13 protein-coding genes, 3 tRNA genes and 3 rRNA genes are annotated in these 20,974 nt (G+C 62.9%); 9 read left to right on the top strand and 10 right to left on the bottom strand.

The genetic code is table 11. The features are described 5' to 3' along the window. Positions 1–3: 3 nt before the first annotated feature. Positions 4–1,023: a TRAP transporter substrate-binding protein gene (locus CEW88_RS03730; RefSeq protein WP_108964745.1), complete on the bottom strand. Its 1,020-nt coding sequence runs from the start codon at positions 1,021–1,023 to the stop codon at positions 4–6. Positions 1,024–1,286: 263 nt separating this feature from the next. Between CEW88_RS03730 and CEW88_RS03735 the strand changes: the two genes are divergently transcribed. From CEW88_RS03735 to CEW88_RS03770, 8 genes are all read left to right on the top strand, one after another. Continuing rightward, positions 1,287–1,970, top strand: coding sequence for a GntR family transcriptional regulator (locus CEW88_RS03735; protein ID WP_108964746.1), 684 nt, complete (start codon positions 1,287–1,289; stop codon positions 1,968–1,970). 858 nt (positions 1,971–2,828) lie between these two features. Further along, a 16S ribosomal RNA gene (locus CEW88_RS03740) occupies positions 2,829–4,290 on the top strand. A 255-nt stretch (positions 4,291–4,545) separates the two neighbouring features. Then, positions 4,546–4,622: transfer RNA gene (locus tag CEW88_RS03745), tRNA-Ile, on the top strand. 28 nt (positions 4,623–4,650) lie between these two features. Continuing rightward, positions 4,651–4,726, top strand: a tRNA-Ala gene (locus CEW88_RS03750). A 446-nt stretch (positions 4,727–5,172) separates the two neighbouring features. Beyond that, positions 5,173–8,004 (top strand): 23S ribosomal RNA (locus CEW88_RS03755). Positions 8,005–8,116: 112 nt separating this feature from the next. Beyond that, positions 8,117–8,231 (top strand): 5S ribosomal RNA (rrf, locus tag CEW88_RS03760). Together the 16S, 23S and 5S rRNA genes with 3 tRNA genes alongside form the textbook arrangement of a ribosomal RNA operon. 43 nt (positions 8,232–8,274) lie before the next feature. Continuing rightward, a tRNA-Met gene (locus CEW88_RS03765) sits at positions 8,275–8,351 on the top strand. A 426-nt stretch (positions 8,352–8,777) separates the two neighbouring features. Beyond that, positions 8,778–9,560: a Crp/Fnr family transcriptional regulator gene (locus CEW88_RS03770; protein ID WP_159099544.1), complete on the top strand. Its 783-nt coding sequence runs from the start codon at positions 8,778–8,780 to the stop codon at positions 9,558–9,560. Here the strand turns inward: CEW88_RS03770 and CEW88_RS03775 are convergent. From CEW88_RS03775 to CEW88_RS03815, 9 genes are all read right to left on the bottom strand, one after another. Further along, positions 9,557–10,138: a class I SAM-dependent DNA methyltransferase gene (locus CEW88_RS03775; protein ID WP_108964748.1), complete on the bottom strand. Its 582-nt coding sequence runs from the start codon at positions 10,136–10,138 to the stop codon at positions 9,557–9,559. The two genes, CEW88_RS03770 and CEW88_RS03775, sit on opposite strands and share 4 nt — an antisense overlap. Continuing rightward, positions 10,135–10,857 carry a PIG-L deacetylase family protein gene (locus tag CEW88_RS03780; protein ID WP_108964749.1) on the bottom strand — a complete coding sequence of 241 codons (723 nt, stop codon included), beginning with the start codon at positions 10,855–10,857 and terminating at the stop codon, positions 10,135–10,137. Before CEW88_RS03780 ends, CEW88_RS03775 begins: the two co-directional genes overlap by 4 nt. Next, positions 10,854–11,921 carry an acyl-CoA dehydrogenase family protein gene (locus tag CEW88_RS03785; protein WP_108964750.1) on the bottom strand — a complete coding sequence of 356 codons (1,068 nt, stop codon included), beginning with the start codon at positions 11,919–11,921 and terminating at the stop codon, positions 10,854–10,856. Before CEW88_RS03785 ends, CEW88_RS03780 begins: the two co-directional genes overlap by 4 nt. 20 nt (positions 11,922–11,941) lie before the next feature. Further along, positions 11,942–12,979, bottom strand: a complete 1,038-nt coding sequence (locus tag CEW88_RS03790) for a glycosyltransferase (RefSeq protein ID WP_159099545.1) — start codon at positions 12,977–12,979, stop codon at positions 11,942–11,944. Then, the gene (locus tag CEW88_RS03795) at positions 12,976–15,027 is read right to left on the bottom strand and encodes a catalase (protein ID WP_438839469.1); all 2,052 of its coding nucleotides are present in this window, start codon (positions 15,025–15,027) and stop codon (positions 12,976–12,978) included. The genes CEW88_RS03790 and CEW88_RS03795 overlap by 4 nt, the downstream gene beginning before the upstream one ends. 17 nt (positions 15,028–15,044) lie before the next feature. Beyond that, positions 15,045–16,085, bottom strand: a complete 1,041-nt coding sequence (locus CEW88_RS03800) for a glycosyltransferase family 4 protein (protein WP_108964753.1) — start codon at positions 16,083–16,085, stop codon at positions 15,045–15,047. Beyond that, positions 16,082–16,993: a glycosyltransferase family 2 protein gene (locus tag CEW88_RS03805; RefSeq protein WP_108964754.1), complete on the bottom strand. Its 912-nt coding sequence runs from the start codon at positions 16,991–16,993 to the stop codon at positions 16,082–16,084. The genes CEW88_RS03800 and CEW88_RS03805 overlap by 4 nt, the downstream gene beginning before the upstream one ends. Positions 16,994–17,003: 10 nt before the next feature. Further along, on the bottom strand, positions 17,004–18,455 hold the full coding sequence (locus CEW88_RS03810) for a glycosyltransferase family 2 protein (protein ID WP_159099546.1): 1,452 nt from the start codon (positions 18,453–18,455) through the stop codon (positions 17,004–17,006). 329 nt (positions 18,456–18,784) lie between these two features. After that, positions 18,785–19,654 carry a LysR family transcriptional regulator gene (locus CEW88_RS03815; protein ID WP_108964756.1) on the bottom strand — a complete coding sequence of 290 codons (870 nt, stop codon included), beginning with the start codon at positions 19,652–19,654 and terminating at the stop codon, positions 18,785–18,787. A gap of 138 nt (positions 19,655–19,792) precedes the next feature. Between CEW88_RS03815 and blaRCP the strand changes: the two genes are divergently transcribed. Further along, positions 19,793–20,674, top strand: coding sequence for an RCP family class A beta-lactamase (blaRCP, locus tag CEW88_RS03820; RefSeq protein WP_108964757.1), 882 nt, complete (start codon positions 19,793–19,795; stop codon positions 20,672–20,674). Positions 20,675–20,974 lie beyond the last annotated feature (300 nt).

Raw genomic sequence — 20,974 nt, forward strand, 5'->3', positions numbered from 1 at the left:
GCCTTATTCCGACGACAGCAGGCCGAGCTGGCCGAGATAGGCCTTGTGGCTCTCGACGAGCGCCTTGGCTTCCGGCGACTTCTCGGCCCAGACGTCCCAAGCGGACTGAGCCGCCTTGCGGAAGGTGGCGCGATCCTCGGCCGACCAGTCGTGCAGGGTGACGCCGGCTTCGGTCAGGCGGGCAGCCGCCTCACTGTTGGCCTTCTCGAAGTAGAGCGACGAGCGCAGCGCCAGCTTTTCCATCGCGGTCTCAATGATGCGCTGGTTCTGCTCCGACAGGCCGTCCCAGACGGTCTTGTTGCAGGCAAGGTGGTCCGACGGCATCGAGTGGAAGCCGGGGTAGGAGGCGTGCTTGGCAAGATCGAACAGGCCGATGGATTCGTCGTTGGCCAGTCCCGAGTAGTCGGTGCCCTCGATGATGCCGGTTTCCATCGCGGTGAAGACCTCGGTGAAGTCCATCACGATCGGCGAGGCGCCGAGGTTCGCGAAAATCTCGGTTTCCATGCCCGGGGGCGAACGGAATTTCCAGTCCTTCAGGTCGTCGGGGCCGGCGATCGGGGTCGAGGAGACCAGCGATTCCTGGCCGTAGACCCACCAGCCGATCAGCTGCATCCCGAACTCGTTGTAGAGCTCCTGCGCCTGCTCGAGACCACCGCCGTAATAAAGCCACGACAGCTGCTGGTAGGGGGTGTCATAGCCGCCCATGATGTCGCCGACGAACTGGAAGCCGGCGTTCTTGCCGGTCTGGTAGGCACCGCCGGTCATGTCGCAATCGAGAATGCCGTTGGCCGCCGCGTCGAAGGTTTCCACCGTGGCCACCACGGAGGAGGCATAGAACATCTCGATGTCGATGGCACCGCCCGACATGGTCTCGACGTCCTCGACGAATTCCGCCGCCAGTTTGCCCGAGGTCTGCTCGGGGTTGTAATGCGTCTGGATGCGCAGGGTCACGTCCTGCGCCAGCGCCGGGCCGGCAAGGACCGTGGCCGCGGTCGCAGCCTTCAGCAGGGTTTTGATTTTCATGTCTTCCTCCCAGAAGATTGGGGTTTTTCCCCGGTTGCGGCACTCCCTCACAGCGCCGGATGGTATACCATCTGGAATCGAGGCTACCCCAACGTGGGATCGACAATCAACAATTTTTGGTATACCAAATGAGAAATAGGCGGCCGCCTTCCCCTCAGGGGTGGCCTTGGTCTATAGACCGGACCGCTCCGCGCCGCGGGGCGCATGACAAGAGCCGTACCGGCTGACGACGCGCCGTACGGGCTGACACTGAGAGGCCACCCATGCCCGAGAGCACCGCCGAGACTTCCTTGGCCGAGCAGATCGCCGACCAGCTCCGGCGCGATATCCTGCGCGGCAAGCTGCCGCCGGACACAGCGATCAAGGAACGCGACAATGCCGCCGAGCTGGGGGTGAGCCGCACGCCCATGCGCGAGGCCATCCGCATCCTCGCGCAGGAAGGCCTCGTGGTGCTGCGCCCCTCGCGCAGCCCCATCGTCGCCCGTCCCACGGTCAAGGAGGTGCATGACCAGGTGGTGGTGCTGCTGGCGCTGGAGAAGCTCTCGGCGCAGATCGCCTGCGAACGCGCCACGGAGGAAGACCTGTCACGCCTCGCCGAGCTCAACGAGAAAATCGCCGATGCCTATGACCATGTGGATGCGCTCGATCTCTTCGAGATGGACATGGCCTTTCACCGGCTGATCGCCGAGGCAGCCCACAACGAGGCGCTGGCCGAGACCCACCACGCCTATCTCGCCCGGCTGTGGCGTGCGCGCTTCCTCTCGGCCACCATGCGCCGCAACCGGGAGCGGGTGGTCTCGCACCACGGCGCGATCATGGAGGCGCTGCGCGCCCGCGACCCCGGGGCGGTCGACGCGGCGCTGGACCAGCACCTGTCGAACCTCGCGGAGGATATCTCTGCCGCGATCGAGGCGGAGAACGCCGCAGCCGGCAGGGCAGGTGGGTAGCGCGCGCTCAGCTCGGCGCTCGCCTTACAGGTACGGAACACAGGCGGCCGCGGAAGCGGCCGCCTTTTTGGTGTCCGGGGGATGCGCCTTGGCTGCTGCATGGTCTGTGCGTCGGATGTGCAGGATCGGTGCCCGCGGGTGAGGGGTGACTCGGGGGTGACTTGGGGGGGCGACTCGGGCCGACTCCGGGGCTGAGTGTGGACACGCTTGTTGATAACTCTGTGGACGTCGCAAGATGTGGGTTTCGGGGCGTTTGGCGGACCCTGCGGAAGCCGCGCCGTCGGGTGGGGATACGCAGAAAAATATCATTGTATCTTGTTGTTATTGCGCAGTTATTCAGGAAGATCGCAAAAACTTCCGTCTCTTCGGAAAAATCCGCTTGCAGGCCCCGGGGGGTATCCGTAAAAGGCCCCTCACCGGCGGCGCTGAGGCGCACGACGGGACGCCAGACGGGGCGGCGGCGAGCGGAAACGCGGAGCCGGCGCAGACGAGGCGGACAAGAAATTCGAGAGACGGGCAGGCGGGCGCGCCGAAAGTTAGGGCGCACTGGTCTGGTTTTGTCTCTCACGCTCTTTGACATCGCAGATATCTGAAGAGATATGCGGGCGGCACTGGTTCATTTCGATGGATCAAGCCTGGCATATCAACGCTTCTAGGGTTTCGACCCGATGATGAAGTGTCAGCTTCACTGTTTGTCGGTCTTCGGTGCCTTTGGTACTGAAGCACGAGAAACAGAAAGTTTGATTGCGCTCCTTTCCTTAGCCGGGTGGAGCAGCCACGGACCTTCCCGGTTCGAGGGTGATGCAATCAAAGATGTGCTGAGGTTCGAACGTCAAGGACAACCGAGCAATCGGTTTTCAACTTGAGAGTTTGATCCTGGCTCAGAACGAACGCTGGCGGCAGGCCTAACACATGCAAGTCGAGCGAGACCTTCGGGTCTAGCGGCGGACGGGTGAGTAACGCGTGGGAACGTGCCCTTCTCTACGGAATAGTCCCGGGAAACTGGGTTTAATACCGTATACGCCCTTCGGGGGAAAGATTTATCGGAGAAGGATCGGCCCGCGTTAGATTAGGTAGTTGGTGGGGTAATGGCCTACCAAGCCTACGATCTATAGCTGGTTTGAGAGGATGATCAGCCACACTGGGACTGAGACACGGCCCAGACTCCTACGGGAGGCAGCAGTGGGGAATCTTAGACAATGGGGGCAACCCTGATCTAGCCATGCCGCGTGAGTGATGAAGGCCTTAGGGTCGTAAAGCTCTTTCGCTGGGGAAGATAATGACTGTACCCAGTAAAGAAACCCCGGCTAACTCCGTGCCAGCAGCCGCGGTAATACGGAGGGGGTTAGCGTTGTTCGGAATTACTGGGCGTAAAGCGCGCGTAGGCGGATTGGAAAGTTGGGGGTGAAATCCCGGGGCTCAACCTCGGAACTGCCTCCAAAACTCCCAGTCTTGAGTTCGAGAGAGGTGAGTGGAACTCCGAGTGTAGAGGTGAAATTCGTAGATATTCGGAAGAACACCAGTGGCGAAGGCGGCTCACTGGCTCGATACTGACGCTGAGGTGCGAAAGTGTGGGGAGCAAACAGGATTAGATACCCTGGTAGTCCACACCGTAAACGATGAATGCCAGTCGTCGGCAAGCATGCTTGTCGGTGACACACCTAACGGATTAAGCATTCCGCCTGGGGAGTACGGTCGCAAGATTAAAACTCAAAGGAATTGACGGGGGCCCGCACAAGCGGTGGAGCATGTGGTTTAATTCGAAGCAACGCGCAGAACCTTACCAACCCTTGACATCCTCGGACCGCCAGAGAGATCTGGTTTTCACTTCGGTGACCGAGTGACAGGTGCTGCATGGCTGTCGTCAGCTCGTGTCGTGAGATGTTCGGTTAAGTCCGGCAACGAGCGCAACCCACATCTTCAGTTGCCAGCAGTTCGGCTGGGCACTCTGGAGAAACTGCCCGTGATAAGCGGGAGGAAGGTGTGGATGACGTCAAGTCCTCATGGCCCTTACGGGTTGGGCTACACACGTGCTACAATGGCAGTGACAATGGGTTAATCCCAAAAAACTGTCTCAGTTCGGATTGGGGTCTGCAACTCGACCCCATGAAGTCGGAATCGCTAGTAATCGCGTAACAGCATGACGCGGTGAATACGTTCCCGGGCCTTGTACACACCGCCCGTCACACCATGGGAGTTGGTTCTACCCGACGACGCTGCGCTAACCTTCGGGAGGCAGGCGGCCACGGTAGGATCAGCGACTGGGGTGAAGTCGTAACAAGGTAGCCGTAGGGGAACCTGCGGCTGGATCACCTCCTTTCTAAGGATGTTTCTAGTATCGTCGATCTCGATCGACGGTCATGAAACACTTAGCAAGCATCGGTTAGTCGCCGATGCGCATCAAAGAACCAGGCCGTCCTCATATCTCTTCAGAACATGGAACACACGAGCCACCGGCTCGTATGCAGTTGCCTGATCCCCCGAGCGGGACGGCCCTCTCGGCAGATTTTTTCCAAGCTTTGCTTGGCCAAAATCGCCTGTCGGGCAACGTCGATTTTGCTATGCAAAATCAACTGGGTCGGTAGCTCAGGTGGTTAGAGCGCACGCCTGATAAGCGTGAGGTCGGAGGTTCAAGTCCTCCTCGACCCACCAATCCTTCGGGACCATCCCGGGGGTATCCGGGGCCTTAGCTCAGCTGGGAGAGCGCCTGATTTGCATTCAGGAGGTCAGGAGTTCGATCCTGCTAGGCTCCACCACTTCCCCGCGGGAAGAGCCGGACAGCTTCAAAGACAGCCTTTCGATTAGATCGATAAGCACCTTCGGGTGTTTATCCGTCCAATCGGACGCATTGACATCGTTTAGAGAGATACAAAATCAACACTGTTTGATTGCCGCGAGTGTGCGGCGATCTCTGGTTGGTTCCCCGCGAGGGGAAGGTTTTGCACAACGGTTGTTTCCTCGACCAAGCGCAAGATATCCCGATCAGAAAAAGAACAGAGTTGTCCAAGTCAAGTACACTAACCCCTCATTCACTTTGCATAGGGTGAATGAGAATGTCCTCGCTGCACGCGAGGGCGGGAAAGTATGCTTCTGATCCGGAAATAGACGACATCACACGAACCAGCGTGGTGTTCGCAAGGCTCTGCGCTCAAGTAGCCGAAAGGCGGTAGCGCGAATATCCAGCCTTGCTCTTTCTGGATCGGATCAAGCGCGAGAAGGGCGTTTGGTGGATGCCTTGGCAGTAAGAGGCGATGAAGGACGTGATACTCTGCGATAAGTCCTGGGGAGCTGAGAATAAGCTTTGATCCAGGAATTTCCGAATGGGGCAACCCACCTGAAAGTTCGTTATAATTGCCTTCGGGCAGCCTATAACGAGCTTAAACAGGTACTTTTAACCTGAACACATAGGGTTTTAAGAGCAAACCCGGGGAACTGAAACATCTAAGTACCCGGAGGAAAGGACATCAATAGAGACTCCCCTAGTAGCGGCGAGCGAACGGGGACCAGCCGAGTCCTGAGAGTGAACAGAATGGTCTGGAATGGCCAACCACAGCGGGTGACAGTCCCGTATGTGAAGCTCGATGGAACGTATTAAGTAGGGCGGGACACGTGAAATCCTGTTCGAAGATCGGAGGACCACCTCCGAAGGCTAAGTACTCCTTACTGACCGATAGCGAACCAGTACCGTGAGGGAAAGGTGAAAAGCACCCCGACGAGGGGAGTGAAACAGTACCTGAAACCGAACGCCTACAATCAGTCGGAGGCTCCTCGAGAGCTGACGGCGTACCTTTTGTATAATGGGTCATCGACTTGGTCTATCTAGCAAGCTTAAGCCGTTAGGTGTAGGCGCAGCGAAAGCGAGTCTTAATAGGGCGTCGAGTTAGATGGATCAGACCCGAAACCGAGTGATCTAGGCATGACCAGGATGAAGGTTAGGTAACACTAACTGGAGGTCCGAACCCACACCTGTTGAAAAAGGTCGGGATGAGTTGTGCCTAGGGGTGAAAGGCCAATCAAACTCGGAGATAGCTGGTTCTCCGCGAAATCTATTTAGGTAGAGCGTCATCCGAATACCCCTGGGGGTAGAGCACTGGATGGGTAATGGGGCCCCACAGGCTTACTGATCCTAACCAAACTCCGAATACCAGGGAGTACTAGATGGCAGACACACTGCGGGTGCTAACGCCCGTAGTGGAGAGGGAAACAACCCTGACCTCCGGCTAAGGCCCCCAATTCATGGCTAAGTGGGAAAGCAGGTGGGACGACCAAAACAACCAGGAGGTTGGCTTAGAAGCAGCCATCCTTTAAAGATAGCGTAACAGCTCACTGGTCTAATTAAGTTGTCCTGCGGCGAAGATGTAACGGGGCTCAAGCCATGAGCCGAAGCCGAGGATGCGCATAGCGCATGGTAGCGGAGCGTAGTGTGACATAGGACTCCTCCTCTTCTGCATCCTTCGGGATGTAATGGAGGAGATAGTCCTTTCTGTGAAGCCGGGCTGTAAGGCATCCGGTGGAGAGATCACTAGCGAGAATGATGACATGAGTAGCGACAAAGAGTGTGAGAGACACTCTCGCCGAAAGTCCAAGGGTTCCTGCTTAAAGCTAATCTGAGCAGGGTAAGCCGGCCCCTAAGGCGAGGCCGAAAGGCGTAGTCGATGGGAACCAGGTCAATATTCCTGGGCCATGTGGTGGTGACGGATCGCAAAGGTCGTTCTTCCTTATCGGATTGGAAGGGCTGCTGAGCGGTTCCTGGAAATAGCCCCACTTTGAGACCGTACCCTAAACCGACACAGGTGGACTGGTAGAGAATACCAAGGCGCTTGAGAGAACGATGTTGAAGGAACTCGGCAAAATACCTCCGTAAGTTCGCGAGAAGGAGGCCCAGTTTCAACGCAAGTTTTGGCTGGGGGCACAAACCAGGGGGTGGCGACTGTTTACTAAAAACACAGGGCTCTGCGAAGTCGCAAGACGACGTATAGGGTCTGACGCCTGCCCGGTGCCTGAAGGTTAAAAGGAGGGGTGAGAGCTCTGAATTGAAGCCCAGGTAAACGGCGGCCGTAACTATAACGGTCCTAAGGTAGCGAAATTCCTTGTCGGGTAAGTTCCGACCTGCACGAATGGCGTAACGACTTCCCCGCTGTCTCCAACATCGACTCAGCGAAATTGAATTGCCTGTCAAGATGCAGGCTTCCCGCGGTTAGACGGAAAGACCCCGTGCACCTTTACTACAGCTTCACACTGGCATCAGGCCATGCATGTGCAGGATAGGTGGTAGGCTTCGAAGCAGACACGCCAGTGTCTGTGGAGCCTCCCTTGAGATACCACCCTTGCATTGCTTGATGTCTAACCGCGATCCCTTATCGGGTTCCGGGACCCTGTGTGGCGGGTAGTTTGACTGGGGCGGTCGCCTCCTAAAGCGTAACGGAGGCGCGCGAAGGTTGGCTCAGAGCGGTCGGAAATCGCTCGTTGAGTGCAATGGCAGAAGCCAGCCTGACTGCAAGACTGACAAGTCGAGCAGAGTCGAAAGACGGCCATAGTGATCCGGTGGTCCCAAGTGGGAGGGCCATCGCTCAACGGATAAAAGGTACGCCGGGGATAACAGGCTGATACTGCCCAAGAGTCCATATCGACGGCAGTGTTTGGCACCTCGATGTCGGCTCATCTCATCCTGGGGCTGGAGCAGGTCCCAAGGGTATGGCTGTTCGCCATTTAAAGAGGTACGTGAGCTGGGTTTAGAACGTCGTGAGACAGTTCGGTCCCTATCTGCCGTGGGTGTAGGATACTTGAGAGGAGTTGCCCCTAGTACGAGAGGACCGGGGTGAACGATCCACTGGTGGACCAGTTGTCGTGCCAACGGCAGTGCTGGGTAGCTATGATCGGACAGGATAACCGCTGAAGGCATCTAAGCGGGAAGCCCCCCTCAAAACAAGGTATCCCTGAGGGCCGTGGAAGACCACCACGTCGATAGGCCGGAGGTGTAAGCGCAGCAATGCGTTCAGCTGACCGGTACTAATGGCCCGATAGGCTTGATCCGATCCAGGAACAGCAAGGCTGTTCCAGATCAGACGAAGCATACAACCCCTACAAAATACCTGACTTGGTCCACGTCGCGCTCAAAACAGCGCGACAATGTGGGTTTTTCTCGGTTTGGTGGTCATAGCGCAAGCAAAACACCCGGCTCCATTCCGAACCCGGCCGTTAAGTGCTGCCGCGCCAATGGTACTGCGTCTCAAGACGTGGGAGAGTAGGTCACCGCCAAACCTAGTAAAACCCACAGTATCTCTCCTAAACGATCTCATCCTGTCGCGGGATGGAGCAGCCCGGTAGCTCGTCAGGCTCATAACCTGAAGGTCGCAGGTTCAAATCCTGCTCCCGCAACCAACGCCACCAAAAAAAACACCACGCTCAGCGCCCTAAGGGGCGCTTTTTGCGTTCGAGCGTAATAGGTGCGGGCGATTTCTATTGCCGAGCCTTGGCTCTGCACCAGGTGCTTTTTGGAACTCGTCCGTAAGGCCTCGAAGGCCTCGGGTTGCAAGAGTTCGCATCCACTCAGGTTTCCGCGGCGCTCAGCTCCAAAGCGGGCATCGGTCAAAGGGCACAGACTCCGAACAATGACCTGCCTTCGGTAGGGGTGTGCTTTTCAACCTTCCGGATAAGAGGGGCCTTTCCATTTCGAGATGTCCGAGCCGCGAGGGAACAGGGCCTTCGCAGGCTCGTTAAATGGTAGTGTGCCACCCAAGGTTTGGCGCGGAGCCATTATGGACCACTGGTTTCTTGATTGATCGACTGCGGTGCAGGAGGCGATGGATGAAAGGCGAATGGTTTGGAAGGCCGGAACGTGCGATTGTGAAGACACTCTCAAACGCCGGTGAAAGCGTCTTGAAGGATCATGACCGACGCGGCGTCGTGCGGCGTCTGGAGCCGGAACTTTGGCAGCTGTTGTGTGCGGCCTGTTCCGAGATACGTTTGCTCGACTCACGCGAAGTGCTCTCGAAAGCGGGCGACAGGATCGACGTCAGCGCGCTGTTGCTGGAGGGGCTGATGGCGCGATATGTCCGCAGCTCACAACGGGGCGAGTTGCAGAGCGCGATCGTCTCCATCAGCGTGCCGGGGGATTTCGTCGACCTGCACGCCTTGCCGCTGAAACGTCTGGACCACGATATCGGTGCCTTGACGCCCGCGCGTATCGCGATCTTTCCACACGCGGCGTTGGACCAGATCATTGATCGCTCCTGCTGCCATGCACGGCAATTGTGGGGTTTGACCATGATCGATGCTTCGATCCACCGCCATTGGATTTTCCGTTCAAGCCGGTTGCGCGCATTGGCGTCCGTGGCCGATTTCGTGAGCGAGATGGATCTGCGGCTTCAGGAGGCGGGAGAGATCAGGATCGACCGGCTTCCCTTGCCGCTTCTGCAGACCGATCTGGCCGAGATCGCCGGGCTCTCCCCGGTCCATGTCAGTCGCATCTGCAAAGAGCTTCGCGAGAGCGGCGCCTGCACGATCCGGGACGGACACGCCGAGATCCATGACAGGGCACTCTTGCATCATCTGGCGCATTTCGATCCGTCGTACCTCTACCCGGCCTAGGAGTGAGCGCCTTTGCAGGCGAAGGCCGCCGCGATCCAGATGGTCTGTGCGTCACGGCGGATGTCATGATCCGGGCGGTCGGTCGAAAGCGCAGCCAGCAGACGGGCTTCGACCTCTGGCGCGCTCAGCGTTGTCTCGGTCGGGCCGAGGTAGCCCGCAACAAGACAAACGCCCCCGGGCGCGAGGGTGTCGACAACCCTGCGGATGGCCTCGTCCAGCGCGGCGGGGGCAAGGTAGTAGAGAACTTCCGACAGCACGATCAGGTCCCAACGACCCTCCGGCCAGCCTTCGGGGACTGCGGCCACCTCGAAGCGGGCGCCCGGGATACGCCTCGCGCGGGCCCTTTCGACAGCCGTGGGGGCGAAATCGAGCCCGAGAAGGCTGTCGCAGCGACGCGCGATCGCTTCGCTCATCACCCCGATCGAGCATCCGACCTCCAGCGCACGGCCGAAGCGGCGTGGCGGCAATAGGGCGAGGCACCGGGCGTATTTCTCAGCCTCGTAGGGGCTTGTCTCATAGTTCCAGGGGTCGGCGGTCTCGCGGTAGAGACGGTCGAAGGAGGCGGCGTCGCGGCTCATGCTGGGATGAAAATCTCATCTGCCACGACGAAATGCGCGGCGAGGTTCTGCGGCATCCGGAAGCCGGACGGGTCATCGTCGATAAGCCCGGTCATCTGGGACACGTGGGCAGCGACGGCGCGCGCCTTCAGGTCGCGGAACGCCGCCGTTTGAAAGCGCCTGAGGCCGATGCTGGAAGCCCCTGCCACAGGCGTTTGGACCCGTCCCCAGACCGGGCAGGCGAACATCGCGCACGCCAGCCGGTCCGCCATCGAGCGGGCAAGCCTCCATACGCGCTGGTGGTCACTGTGCGGATCGCCGTTCCAGGTGGTCCAGATCGCCGTGACCTCGCCAAGATGGGGACGCAGCCGAGTCTCGACTTCGGAAAAGGAGCCGGGATCATCCGGCGTGTCCTGATCGGGATAGCCCAGCCAGATCGGCGCCTCACGTCCTTCGGTGAGGACCCGGACCGCCGCCTCGACCTCCGCCCTGCGCAAGGCTGACAGTGCGGCGGCGGGATATGCCCTGGACCTGGGGTGCGACAATACTCCGTCCGAAACGACTGCTATATGTACGCGGTGGCCGGCTGCAGAGGCTGCCGCAATGGCCCCTCCCATCGCGAGCGATTCATCATCGGGGTGAGGGGCCAGAACCAGCACGGCACCGGGTCCGGTCAGGTCCGCGAGCTGGGCGTAGGGCGCGTTTTCCGCCTGTGCGACAATCCCGGTGAAGGTCATCATCCTGCCCAGACCTCTCCGACTGGGGCCTTGGCCGCGCACAGTGCCGCGCCAACCTGCCGAAGCTTGCCGTCGAGGTCTGCCTGCCGCAGGAAGAACCCGAGGTCGCGGCGGACCAGCTCGGCCCGATGACCTTTGACGAAGGACCGGGTGCCGAGAGCACGGTCGGCCAAGGCGAGACCTTCGAGGCAGGCCACCTCGACCTCTTCTCGTGCGGCCAGGCTGAGCGCGACGGCCTCTGGCCCCGCGCCGGGCGCCTCGACCCGGGCGGCAGCATCCTCGACCATCAGGCGGGCACGATGGGCCAGGCTGGCGATCCGGGCCAGGCGGTGCAGTTGCGCCTCGCCCGGCGCATCTGTCGCGCTGACGGCGCGACGCACCTCTTCAGCCAGCGCCTCCAGCCCGCCGGTCTGAACGGCGGCATAGCGCCAGACACCGCCTTGGAAATGCGGCTCGCGCAGGTAGTCATCCGCAGCCCCAAGGGCTTCTGCCATGACACCGTTGAAATCGTAGCTGCCCGAGGCCGTCGCCCGCATGCCGGAAGTGTCCCAGGCGGCGGCATCCGCGCGTCCGGGGTGCCCCAGCTCCGCGATGGCAAGGCGCAGGCCATCGGGATGTTTTGCTGTCACCACGGCATGGCTGACGGTCCCGAGGCCCGAGGCAAAGCGCTTGCCCCCGGCGAGGCGGAGCCGACCGTCAAGGTCTGTCACGACGCTCACCGCTGGGTCGGCGTCAGCGCCCCAGACGCCGTAGATCGCCCCATTCCGTGCAGAGGTGGTGTGGCGCCGCACCTGATCGGGCGTGCCGTAGAGGGTGACGAGTTTGAGGGCGTTCATATGCCCCTCGGCCAAGCGTCCAACCGACAGGCTGGCGCGGCCGATCCGGCGCAGCACGGTGGCCTGCGCCTGTGCCTCCCGGGGGTGTCCATCGAAAGTGCAGAGCCGAGCGAGGATGCCGGAGGACGCCAGGCGACGCATGTCGTCCGACAGGTCGCAGCCGCCTGCGTCGGCCTTCAGCGCACCGTCCGCGACGGCCTTGAGGGCGTCGGCTTCGGTCAGCGTTGGCATTGCTGTTGCGGGGGCTTCTCTCATGCAGTCAGCCTTTCCGTGTCCGCCCGCGCTGCGCGGACTGCTGCGGCCAGAAGAGGCAATTCGCGCGCGACGTCCGAAAGTCGCATTCGGGTGCGTTCCAGTCCGGCCAGTTGCCTATCGATCCGCGCCACCTGCAGCGACCCGGGGCCGAACTGTGCCACGCCATCCCGCCGCGCCCTCTGCAGACGCGAACGCTGCACTGTCCGGTGGGCAGGTTCGAGCGCGCTGTCCACCATGGGATCAGGGTCGGAAATGCGCCGCGCCAGGGCTTCGGCCATGCCGCCCGGCGCTCGCCCGTCCAGTCGACAGGACGTCGAGACACGCACGTCTGGGCTATGCCGGACGCGCCAGCCACGACCCTCTGCCAGTGCGGCAAAGGCGCGGTCCTCGTTTCCCGGCAGCGCCGGGATGCCGCCGGTATCGGTATAGAGCGGCATCCGGAACGCGAGGCTGGCGCCCGCGGCACCGAGCCCGCACGGGGCGGGGTCATGCGCCAGCGGGTCGATCAACGCACGGAGCGCGAGGGTCAGGCCGACGTACTCACCCTCGGCGGCGCCGCGCTGCGCGATGATCGGAGGCAATTGCGCGAACTCATCACGATCCGGAAGGACAGAACCGCAAATGAGGTCGGCCCGCGTCAGCTCTGACAGGTTGGTGTCAAGCCAGTCGGGCAACACCCGGCTGTCGGCATCGGTGGTGAGCACCACGCCTCGGCTGGCGAGACGGGGGGCCGCGGCGGCGACGGCCTGCCGCCGCACTGCGCCAACACCCCCCTCGGGGGTGTCAGCCAGATCGATCAGCAGCCCCGCCGTGCCCGTGGCTTCGAACCAGTCCCGGGCGCGGGGAAAGGTCGCGTCGTCCGAGCCGTTGACGACCACGACGATTCCTCCGCGCCCCCGCAAGGCCATGCGCGCCGCCTCGAGGCAGGGCACGATCCGCTCCGCCTCGTTTCGGGCCGGGACTGTGATCGCCGCAGGCCAAGGGGTCTCCGGACCGAACGCAAGGCTGCGCGCGGCAAGGGGGCGGCGGTTCACGATGCCCGTTCCCAGAACCGAAGAGCTTTGCAGGCGGCGATGAAGTCGTCCGGTTTGCCGTCGAGAATGAACACCCCCTCATCGGCCTTTTCCGGAACTGCGTCAGACCAGAAGCCGGATTTGGCCTCTGCCGTCAGCGCGATGAACTTCATGTGCGCGAAGGCGTCGCCGAGGAATGTGCGCGCGCCGTGCATGTTTGCCAGCTTGGCTGCGCCATCCTCGGAGGCGAGGACGGCTACTGCATCGAACAGGACCGACGGCGCGCCATCGAGCTTTTCATCCGCGGCGATGGTCTTGCCACGCGCGGTGGTCACGCCGCCGACCTTCTCGGCGATCACCGTGACCTGCGCGCCGGCGCTTTCGGCTGCCGACTTCAGCGCCTCGAAGGCACCGCCGTCGATCCCGTCGGTCACCAGCACGCCCAGCTTGCGGCCGGCAAAGCTGTCGGGCGGGTTGGCCAGCATGCTGAGCGCGGGCGAGGCGTCGGTCTGGATCACGTCGCGCGCGGGGGTGGCCGCGCTCGGCATCTGGGTCAGGCCCAGGCCATCGGCGACCGTCTTGGCAAGGTCCTCGTCGACGACCATCAGGTGGCCGACCATGCGCTGGCGGATCGACAGGCGCTCGACCTTGGAGAGCTCGAAGACGAAGGCGTCGGCGATGTGCCCTTTTTCCACATCAGTCTGGCTGAGATAGAATTGCCGGGCCTGGCTGTAGTGGTCGGCAAAGGTTTCTGACCGGATGCGCCGTTTCTCTCCCGCCTCCTCGGCCGGGTAGGAGGTGAAGCCGCGCTCCAGGTCCTCGCGTGGGCCCTCGCCAAGGCTGTTGGGCTCGTAGTTCACCCGGCCCTTGGGATTGTGCATCGCCATGTGGCCGTCCTGTTGCAGGTGGGCAAAGGGACATTTCGGCGCATTGATCGGTATGTGGTTGAAGTTCGGCCCGCCCAGCCGCTTGAGCTGCGTGTCGAGGTAGGAGAAGTTCCGCCCCTGAAGCAGTGGGTCGTTGGAATGGTCGATGCCGGGGACGATATTGCCGGTCTGAAAGGCGACCTGCTCGGTCTCGGCAAAGAAGTTGTCGACCATGCGGTTCAGCGTCAGCGTGCCGACGCGGCGCACCGGGACGACTTCCTCGGGGATCAGCTTGGTGGCGTCCAGCACGTCGAAATCGAAGCTGTCGGCGAAGTCCTCGTCGAAGACCTGCAGACCGAGATCCCACTGCGGATAGTCGCCCTTCTGGATCGCGTCCCAAAGATCGCGGCGGTGGAAATCGGGGTCGGCGCCGTTGATCTTGACCGCCTCGTCCCAGAGAACCGATTGCATGCCCAGCCGGGGCTTCCAGTGGAACTTGACGAAGCTCGACTTGCCCTCGGCGTTCACGAGCCGGAAGGTATGCACGCCAAACCCTTCCATGAAGCGGAAGGACCGCGGGATGGTTCGGTCCGACATGATCCAAAGCGCCATGTGCATGGCTTCCGGCATCAGCGAGATGAAGTCCCAGAAGTTATCATGCGCCGTCTGCGCCTGCGGGAACCCGCGGTCGGGCTCCTGCTTGGCGGCATGGATCAGGTCCGGGAACTTCATCGCGTCCTGGATGAAGAACACGGGGATGTTGTTGCCGACGAGGTCCCAGTTGCCTTCCTTGGTATAGAACTTCACCGCGAAGCCGCGAACGTCCCGGGCGAGGTCGGGGGACCCCTTGTTGCCGGCGACGGTGGAGAAGCGCACGAAGACCTCCGTCTTCTCGCCCACTTCGGTGAGCACCTTGGCGCGGGTGAGGTCCGAGAGGTCCTCGGTCAGTTCGAAGGTGCCGTGAGCGCCATAACCCCGGGCGTGCACGACCCGCTCGGGAATGCGCTCGTGGTCGAAGTGAAAGATCTTTTCGCGGAAGACCTGATCTTCGATGAGGTGCGGTCCGCGCTGTCCGACCTTGAGCGTGTTCTGGTCGTCCGAGATCGGCATGCCGACTTGCGTCGTCATTGTCTCGTTGCTGTCACCGGCCACCTGGTGGGTCTCGCCGCCGTTGCCTTTGCGGATATCATTTTCGTCTTTCATGGTCATTCCTTTGGGGCTCAGTCTTGCATTGCGTGAAGGCGGGGTCGGTCCGCCAGATCGGTGTTCAGCAGCGCCGCCCACTGGGCGGTCACCTGGGACAGCCGGAACTCTGCCCGTCCGGTGGCAAGGGGGCGGCGCCCGATGGCGCTGCGCCACTCGGCGATCCTTGCGGCGATGGCTTCCGGGTTGGCGGTGTCGATGCATTGCCCGGGGTCCGAGGCGACCTCGTCATTCGCGCCAAGGCCGCGCTGCAGGAGCGCCGGGCAGCCGACGGCATTGGCCTCTGCAATGACCAGTCCGAAGGTCTCGGCAAACTGGTCCTGCGGATAGAACAGGCACAGCGCCCGGCGCATCCAACTGACCAGCCGGGGCTTTTCGAGCCGCCCGAGCGGGATGACCCCGGTCGGGACAGGACCGGCCGGCCAGGCCAGATATCCGGGATCCGCCACGGCAAGGCGCAGAGAGGGGATGCGGTGCTTCAGCGCCTCGAACCGACGGAACACCTGACCCAGCCCCTTGTGGGGGGAGGAGGCGAAGAGCATCAGGCCCGGATCGCGGGGCGTGTCGTCCGGGACAAGATCATCGTTAATCGGGTTGTGGATATGGCCGATGGACGGCGCATCGGGCCCGAGAAAGGCGCGCAGCCAGTCGGCATGGGCGGCAGAGACGCATATCACCTCTACTCCGGCCTCGCGCAGGGCAGGGGCCAGCGCCCGGTTGTGACGGCCGGGAAAGACGTGCTGCCAGACGATGACCCGGGCTGCGGGATGCAGCCGTGCCAGCCGGGGCGCGATCTTCCAGGAGTTCACAACGACGATGGTCGCCGGCGCTTCGGGCAAGGGCCGCCTCACGTCGAAACCGGCGTAGCGGACGCGGCCGGACAGCTCGTCGTGCTCCTGTCGCGCGGATTGGCGCACGGTGACGCGGAGGCGGGGGGCCAGGCTTTCGGCGATGCGCACCAGGGTCGCTTCAGTTCCACCAAGCCCGGCCAGATGTCCCGGCATCCCGCTATAGGCACGCGGCGCGAGCACATCGACAAAGGTGATCCCGCCGCTCATGCCACCTGCTCCCGAAGGGGGGTCATCCCGCTCAGCGCAGCGCGGTCGCAGAGGGCGGGGTTGGTGCAGGACCGGATTGTGATGCCGGACAGATCAATGGGCACCGGATCGACCTCGCGCGTGGCGAACCAGCGGCCGACCGCGTCCCAGACCCGCTTGCGATCCGCGATGCGGCGCGGGCTGTCGTAATCCGTCGCACCCAGCTGGGTCAGGCTGTCGGGTGTCTCGATCTTGGTCAGCAGGATCTCGGGGATGACCCAGAGCACCTCTCCGGCCATGATCAGCCGGTTGCGGAATTCGCGGTCCTCCTCGATGCAGTCCAGAAAGCCGCCCAGCCGGTCGAAGACCGACCGATGGAACAGGCCTGAATTCACATGCGTCCAGTCCCCCGGCACCCCGGCGGCCATCTGCAAGTTCGGAAAGAAGTCGTCAACGAGGCTGAGGGTTCGGCGGATCTCGACTCGCTCGCCATCAGGCAGGATGAGTTCATGATGGGACAGCACGCCGCCCACCTGGATGCGCGTTTCAGGCTCGCGGCCCGCCAGGCGCCAGTTGAGGCAGGGATGCGCGCCGATGGTTTCGTTCCCGAGCACGCGCGCCTGCCGCATGACCTTGTCGCGGTGGGGCAGGTCATCGGAATCGTGAAAGGTGATGGCGTCCGTTGTGCTGAGCGCGATGCCCACGTTCTTTGCCTGCGCGGTGCCGATGTTGCCCGCAAGGCTGACGCCGACGAAACCGGGGTGATCCGCGTAGCGCGCGATGATCGCCCGGGTCTCGTCCTGCGATCCATCATCGACGACCATCACCGTGGTCTTGGGATGCGACTGCCCGAGCGCCGCCTCGATGGCCTGTGGCAGCACGAGGGCGCGATTGTAGGTCGGGATGACGATTGTGACGCTGGGTGTCATTGGGCGTTCCTCAGGCGGGGTGAAGGGCGGAGCGGTAGGCGATCAGGCGGCGGCGCGTGGCGAGAGCCAGCGGATAGGGCAGCGCCATCAGGACGGCGCCGAGCGCGGCGGCGGCAGGCAAATGCGCGATGGTCAGCAGGGCGCCACCGCAGAGGGCCAGCGCGGGCAGCATCGGCCCGACGGCATCGGAAGCCTGAGTGATGTCCTTCTCGGTCCGCTGGAAGCTGCCGGACCGGCCCATGAGGGCGTCCACCGTCCCGAGCGCCGAAGGCAGGATCATCGCGCCGCGCGCCGCCAGCGCCACCCCGAAGGCCTTGAACGGCGGGCGGCCACGCACGACCATAGCGATGACCATGGGCAGGCAGACCGACAGGTAAACCAGCACGAGGCCGATCCCCGACAGCGTGACCAGAAAGCGGCTTGCCTCGGCGTGGTGTCCCAACGACAACGCGGCGCCGCCGCCAATCAACGTGGCGGTACAGGGCAGCGCGAGGTTTGCCCACGCGGTGAGCTGCGCGAAGACCTGAAGCGTCGTGCGCGCCGGAAGCCCGCCGAATACACCCCGCGCCGTGTCCATGTTGCCGGCGGCCCAGCGATACCGTTGCAGGCTCAGGCCGCCAAGATCGAGGGGCAGCAGACCACGTCCGACGACCCTGTCCACGAACCGCCCGCGATACCCCGCACGGTGCAGGCGCAGCCCAAGCTCCGCATCTTCGGTGATGCTCCGCAAGCTCCATCCGCCGACAGCCTCGAGGGCGGGCCGACTTATGACGCTGAGTGTTCCGGTCAACAACATCGCCCGTGCCAGGTTCGCCTGCCGTGCGTGGCGCAGGAAATAGTCTGCCAGTTCAAGCGACAGCCCCTGCGCCGGGCCCGCGTCGCCATGATAGGCCTGCGGGAACTGGACGAAGTCGTCACCGCTGCGCTGTAGCTCCTGCGCCGCGATGGCGAGGAAATCCGGCGTGACCTCGTAGTCTGCATCGACGATGACCACGTGGGTGGCCGCGGGATTTGTGCGCGCGAGCGCGATGTTGAGCGCGCCTGCCTTGGCACCGGTGACGCCCTCTTCATGGTAGAAGCGAAACGCGGGGCCAAGTGCATCGCATAGCGCGGCGATCGGGCGCCAGAGTGCCGGATCGGCGGTATTGTTATCGAGCACGATGACCTCGAACTCAGGCGCATCAACCTGCAATGTGAAGGCGCGCAATGTGCGCGCGACGATGGCGGGAGGTTCGTCATGGATCGCCAGATGCACGGAGAAGTGCAGCCGCTGGGGTGTCACAAATCGCGACGGCGCATCGGTCCGTCGGCGCTTCAGGCCAAACCCGGCATGAAGGTTGAGCGCCCCGAGAACGACCTGGACCAGCATGGCCAACACAACCACCGGAATTGCCAGTGTCGGCAGCAGCATGGCAAGCGCCATCAGACCGAAAAAGGCGCTACGCCCGTCGGGTGGTGACATGGTTTGGTTCCTTGTGAGGCAGGCCACCGGCGAGTGCGGCGCTGTGATGAAAACAGCGGACGCGACCCGGGGTTCCGGCAACATTTGTTATCCCGCGCTGCTCTGCGTGCGATCCTTCGGCGTCGGCAGGGGTCTTTTAGCGTTGCGCGTCCCATCCGGTTTTCGGTGCCGTGACACGCTCGCAACGACTTTCCACTTGCGACGATCACAGCGGCGACCACGCCCTGAAATCGGGCGCCGGGAGGGTCTCTGCAAATTGGGCTGGCCGGCGACCTCCGCGGTGCTCAGCGCGCGCGGCGGATTTGGGGTGACCCGACTTGGTTGGCTATTTATTCAGCGCTTTGGCCGGTCAGCCAACGCGAGAACGTGCTCATCGCCGGTGTGGCTGGCCGGTCAGACGGCCAGGCGAGGTAGTAACGTCCGACCGAAACGGTGACCCCGAACGGCTGTGCCAGACGACCTTGCGTGATGTAACTCTCGAACATCGAGATTGGCAGCAGCGCCGCGCCGACGCCCGAGGTTGCTAGTTCGGCGAGCGCCACCGAGCTGTCGAAGACCGGCCCGGTGACGGGCGGGCAGGGCACGCCCGCGGCCTCGAACCAGCCCGGCCATTCGGCGCTTCGGTAGCTGCGCAGGAGTGTGACCTGCCCGAGGTCCGAAGGATGCAGGAGCCGTGACGCGAGGCTCGGCGCGCAGAGGGGCGCCATCGGTGCTTCTGCCAATGGGATCGCATCGTGTCCCGTCCAGCCTCCGGTGCCGAAGCGGATCGCCATGTCGAGCCCTTCGCGCAGGATCTCCACGCGGTTGTTGTTGGTCGAGATCCTGAGGTCGATCTCGGGATGGGCCTGCCGGAAGGCCTCGAGCCGCGGCATCAGCCAGCCCATTGCGAAGGTCGTGTTGACGCCGACCTTCAGCACCTCGATGTCGCGCCGTCCGCCGAGCCGGTCGAGCACCCGCGCCATCGCGTCGAAGCCATGTTCGAGCACGGGAAAGAGCAGGCGGCCCTCGTCGGTCGGCACCAGTCCTTGTGATGTCCTCAGGAACAGCGCCGCGCCCAGCAGGTCCTCGAGCCGCGCGACCTGGTGGCTGACGGCGGCTTGGGTGACGCGCAACTCGATCGCGGCCTTGGTGAAGCTGCCTTGGCGCATGGCAACCTCGAACACCCGGAGGGCATTGAGCGGCAGGTCAGGGCGATCCATGGCAGTACCTCAGCTAATGGAAGGTCATAAGATTTGTCGTTTGATGGCTGAGATCAAGCCGAAATATACAGGGCGTGTGACATCATGTGATGTCACACCCCAGGCGCCACTGGCGCAGATCCTGAAAGGAATTGTTTGATGCGGTTCACCGCTCCCGTCCTGTCGCGTGTCGCGACAGGGCTCGCTCTCGGCCTGTCCATGGCCACTGCCGCCTTCGCCGAGACGCCTGTCGAGGCGCTCTCGGACACCGTCGCCCGGATCGAGGAGCAGCTCGGAGCCCGCGTCGGCGTCTCGCTCGTGGACACCGGCTCAGGTTGGTCCTGGTTTCACCGCGGCGATGAACTCTTCCTCATGAACAGCACGGTGAAGGTGCCTGTCTGCGGCGCCATCCTCGCGCGCCGGGATGCGGGCACGCTGTCGCTCTCCGACGCGCTGCCGGTGCGCGAGGTCGAGCTGGTGCCCTACGCGCCCATCACGGAGACGCGGGTCGGCGGCACCATGACACTCGACGAACTCTGCCTCGCGGCGATCGACATGAGTGACAATGTGGCGGCGAACATCCTGATCGGGCATCTCGGCGGGCCGGAGGCTGTGACGCAGTTCTTCCGCAGCGTCGGCGACCCGACGAGCCGCCTCGACCGCCTCGAGCCCGAGCTGAACGTGTTCGCACCTGGCGATGCGCGGGACACCACGAGCCCGGCCGCCATGTCCGAGGCGCTGCGGGCGCTGCTGCTGGGCGACGCGCTGTCTCCGCAAGCGCGCGGGCAGTTGGCGGAATGGATGCGCCACGGCGGCGTGACCGGCGCATTGCTCCGCGCCGAGGCCGAGGACGATTGGCTGATCCTCGACAAGTCGGGCAGCGGACGCCATACGCGCAACCTCGTCGCGGTGATCCAGCCTGAAGGCGAGGCGCCCTGGATCGCGACGATGTTCGTCTCGGATACGGACGCGGAGTTCGAGGCTCGCAACGCGGCCCTGAAGGACCTGGGCGGGGCGGTGGTCGCTGTTGTTCGCGAGTGAAGCCTCTCCGGCGCGGCTACCGCTCTGAGCCAGAATGAGCGTTGGGGCGGGGGCGCGGCGCGACATCACGCGCTTGGGCAACTGCCAGTGCCGGAGGGGTGGCCATCAAGACCTGGTCAACCAGGGGCGCTCCATCACCTTCCTTCAAGCCACACCGCTGCGCTTCCACGGACCGCGTCCGGCAGCAGTTTCGAGGCATAGCGCGGCGGATGAAACTCTTACCTCGGTTCATCCCTACGGCCGCAGCACATGACCGTCCGGCGCCAGTTGGCGCTGGCGATGGCGCAGGAAACTTGCCAG

It is taken from the genome of Alloyangia pacifica (assembly GCF_003111685.1).
GTDB lineage: Bacteria > Pseudomonadota > Alphaproteobacteria > Rhodobacterales > Rhodobacteraceae > Salipiger > Salipiger pacificus_A.

Bases quoted from the DNA above. Each gene is read 5' to 3' on its own strand.
- CEW88_RS03735 (WP_108964746.1), top strand. From the start codon at position 1,287: ATGCCCGAGAGCACCGCCGAGACTTCCTTGGCCGAGCAGATCGCCGAC.
- CEW88_RS03805 (WP_108964754.1), bottom strand. From the start codon at position 16,993: ATGACACCCAGCGTCACAATCGTCATCCCGACCTACAATCGCGCCCTC.
- CEW88_RS03815 (WP_108964756.1), bottom strand. From the start codon at position 19,654: ATGGATCGCCCTGACCTGCCGCTCAATGCCCTCCGGGTGTTCGAGGTT.
- CEW88_RS03730 (WP_108964745.1), bottom strand. From the start codon at position 1,023: ATGAAAATCAAAACCCTGCTGAAGGCTGCGACCGCGGCCACGGTCCTT.
- CEW88_RS03780 (WP_108964749.1), bottom strand. From the start codon at position 10,857: ATGATGACCTTCACCGGGATTGTCGCACAGGCGGAAAACGCGCCCTAC.
- CEW88_RS03770 (WP_159099544.1), top strand. From the start codon at position 8,778: ATGAAAGGCGAATGGTTTGGAAGGCCGGAACGTGCGATTGTGAAGACA.
- CEW88_RS03795 (WP_438839469.1), bottom strand. From the start codon at position 15,027: ATGAAAGACGAAAATGATATCCGCAAAGGCAACGGCGGCGAGACCCAC.
- CEW88_RS03800 (WP_108964753.1), bottom strand. From the start codon at position 16,085: ATGAGCGGCGGGATCACCTTTGTCGATGTGCTCGCGCCGCGTGCCTAT.
- CEW88_RS03810 (WP_159099546.1), bottom strand. From the start codon at position 18,455: ATGTCACCACCCGACGGGCGTAGCGCCTTTTTCGGTCTGATGGCGCTT.
- CEW88_RS03785 (WP_108964750.1), bottom strand. From the start codon at position 11,921: ATGCCAACGCTGACCGAAGCCGACGCCCTCAAGGCCGTCGCGGACGGT.
- blaRCP (WP_108964757.1), top strand. From the start codon at position 19,793: ATGCGGTTCACCGCTCCCGTCCTGTCGCGTGTCGCGACAGGGCTCGCT.
- CEW88_RS03775 (WP_108964748.1), bottom strand. From the start codon at position 10,138: ATGAGCCGCGACGCCGCCTCCTTCGACCGTCTCTACCGCGAGACCGCC.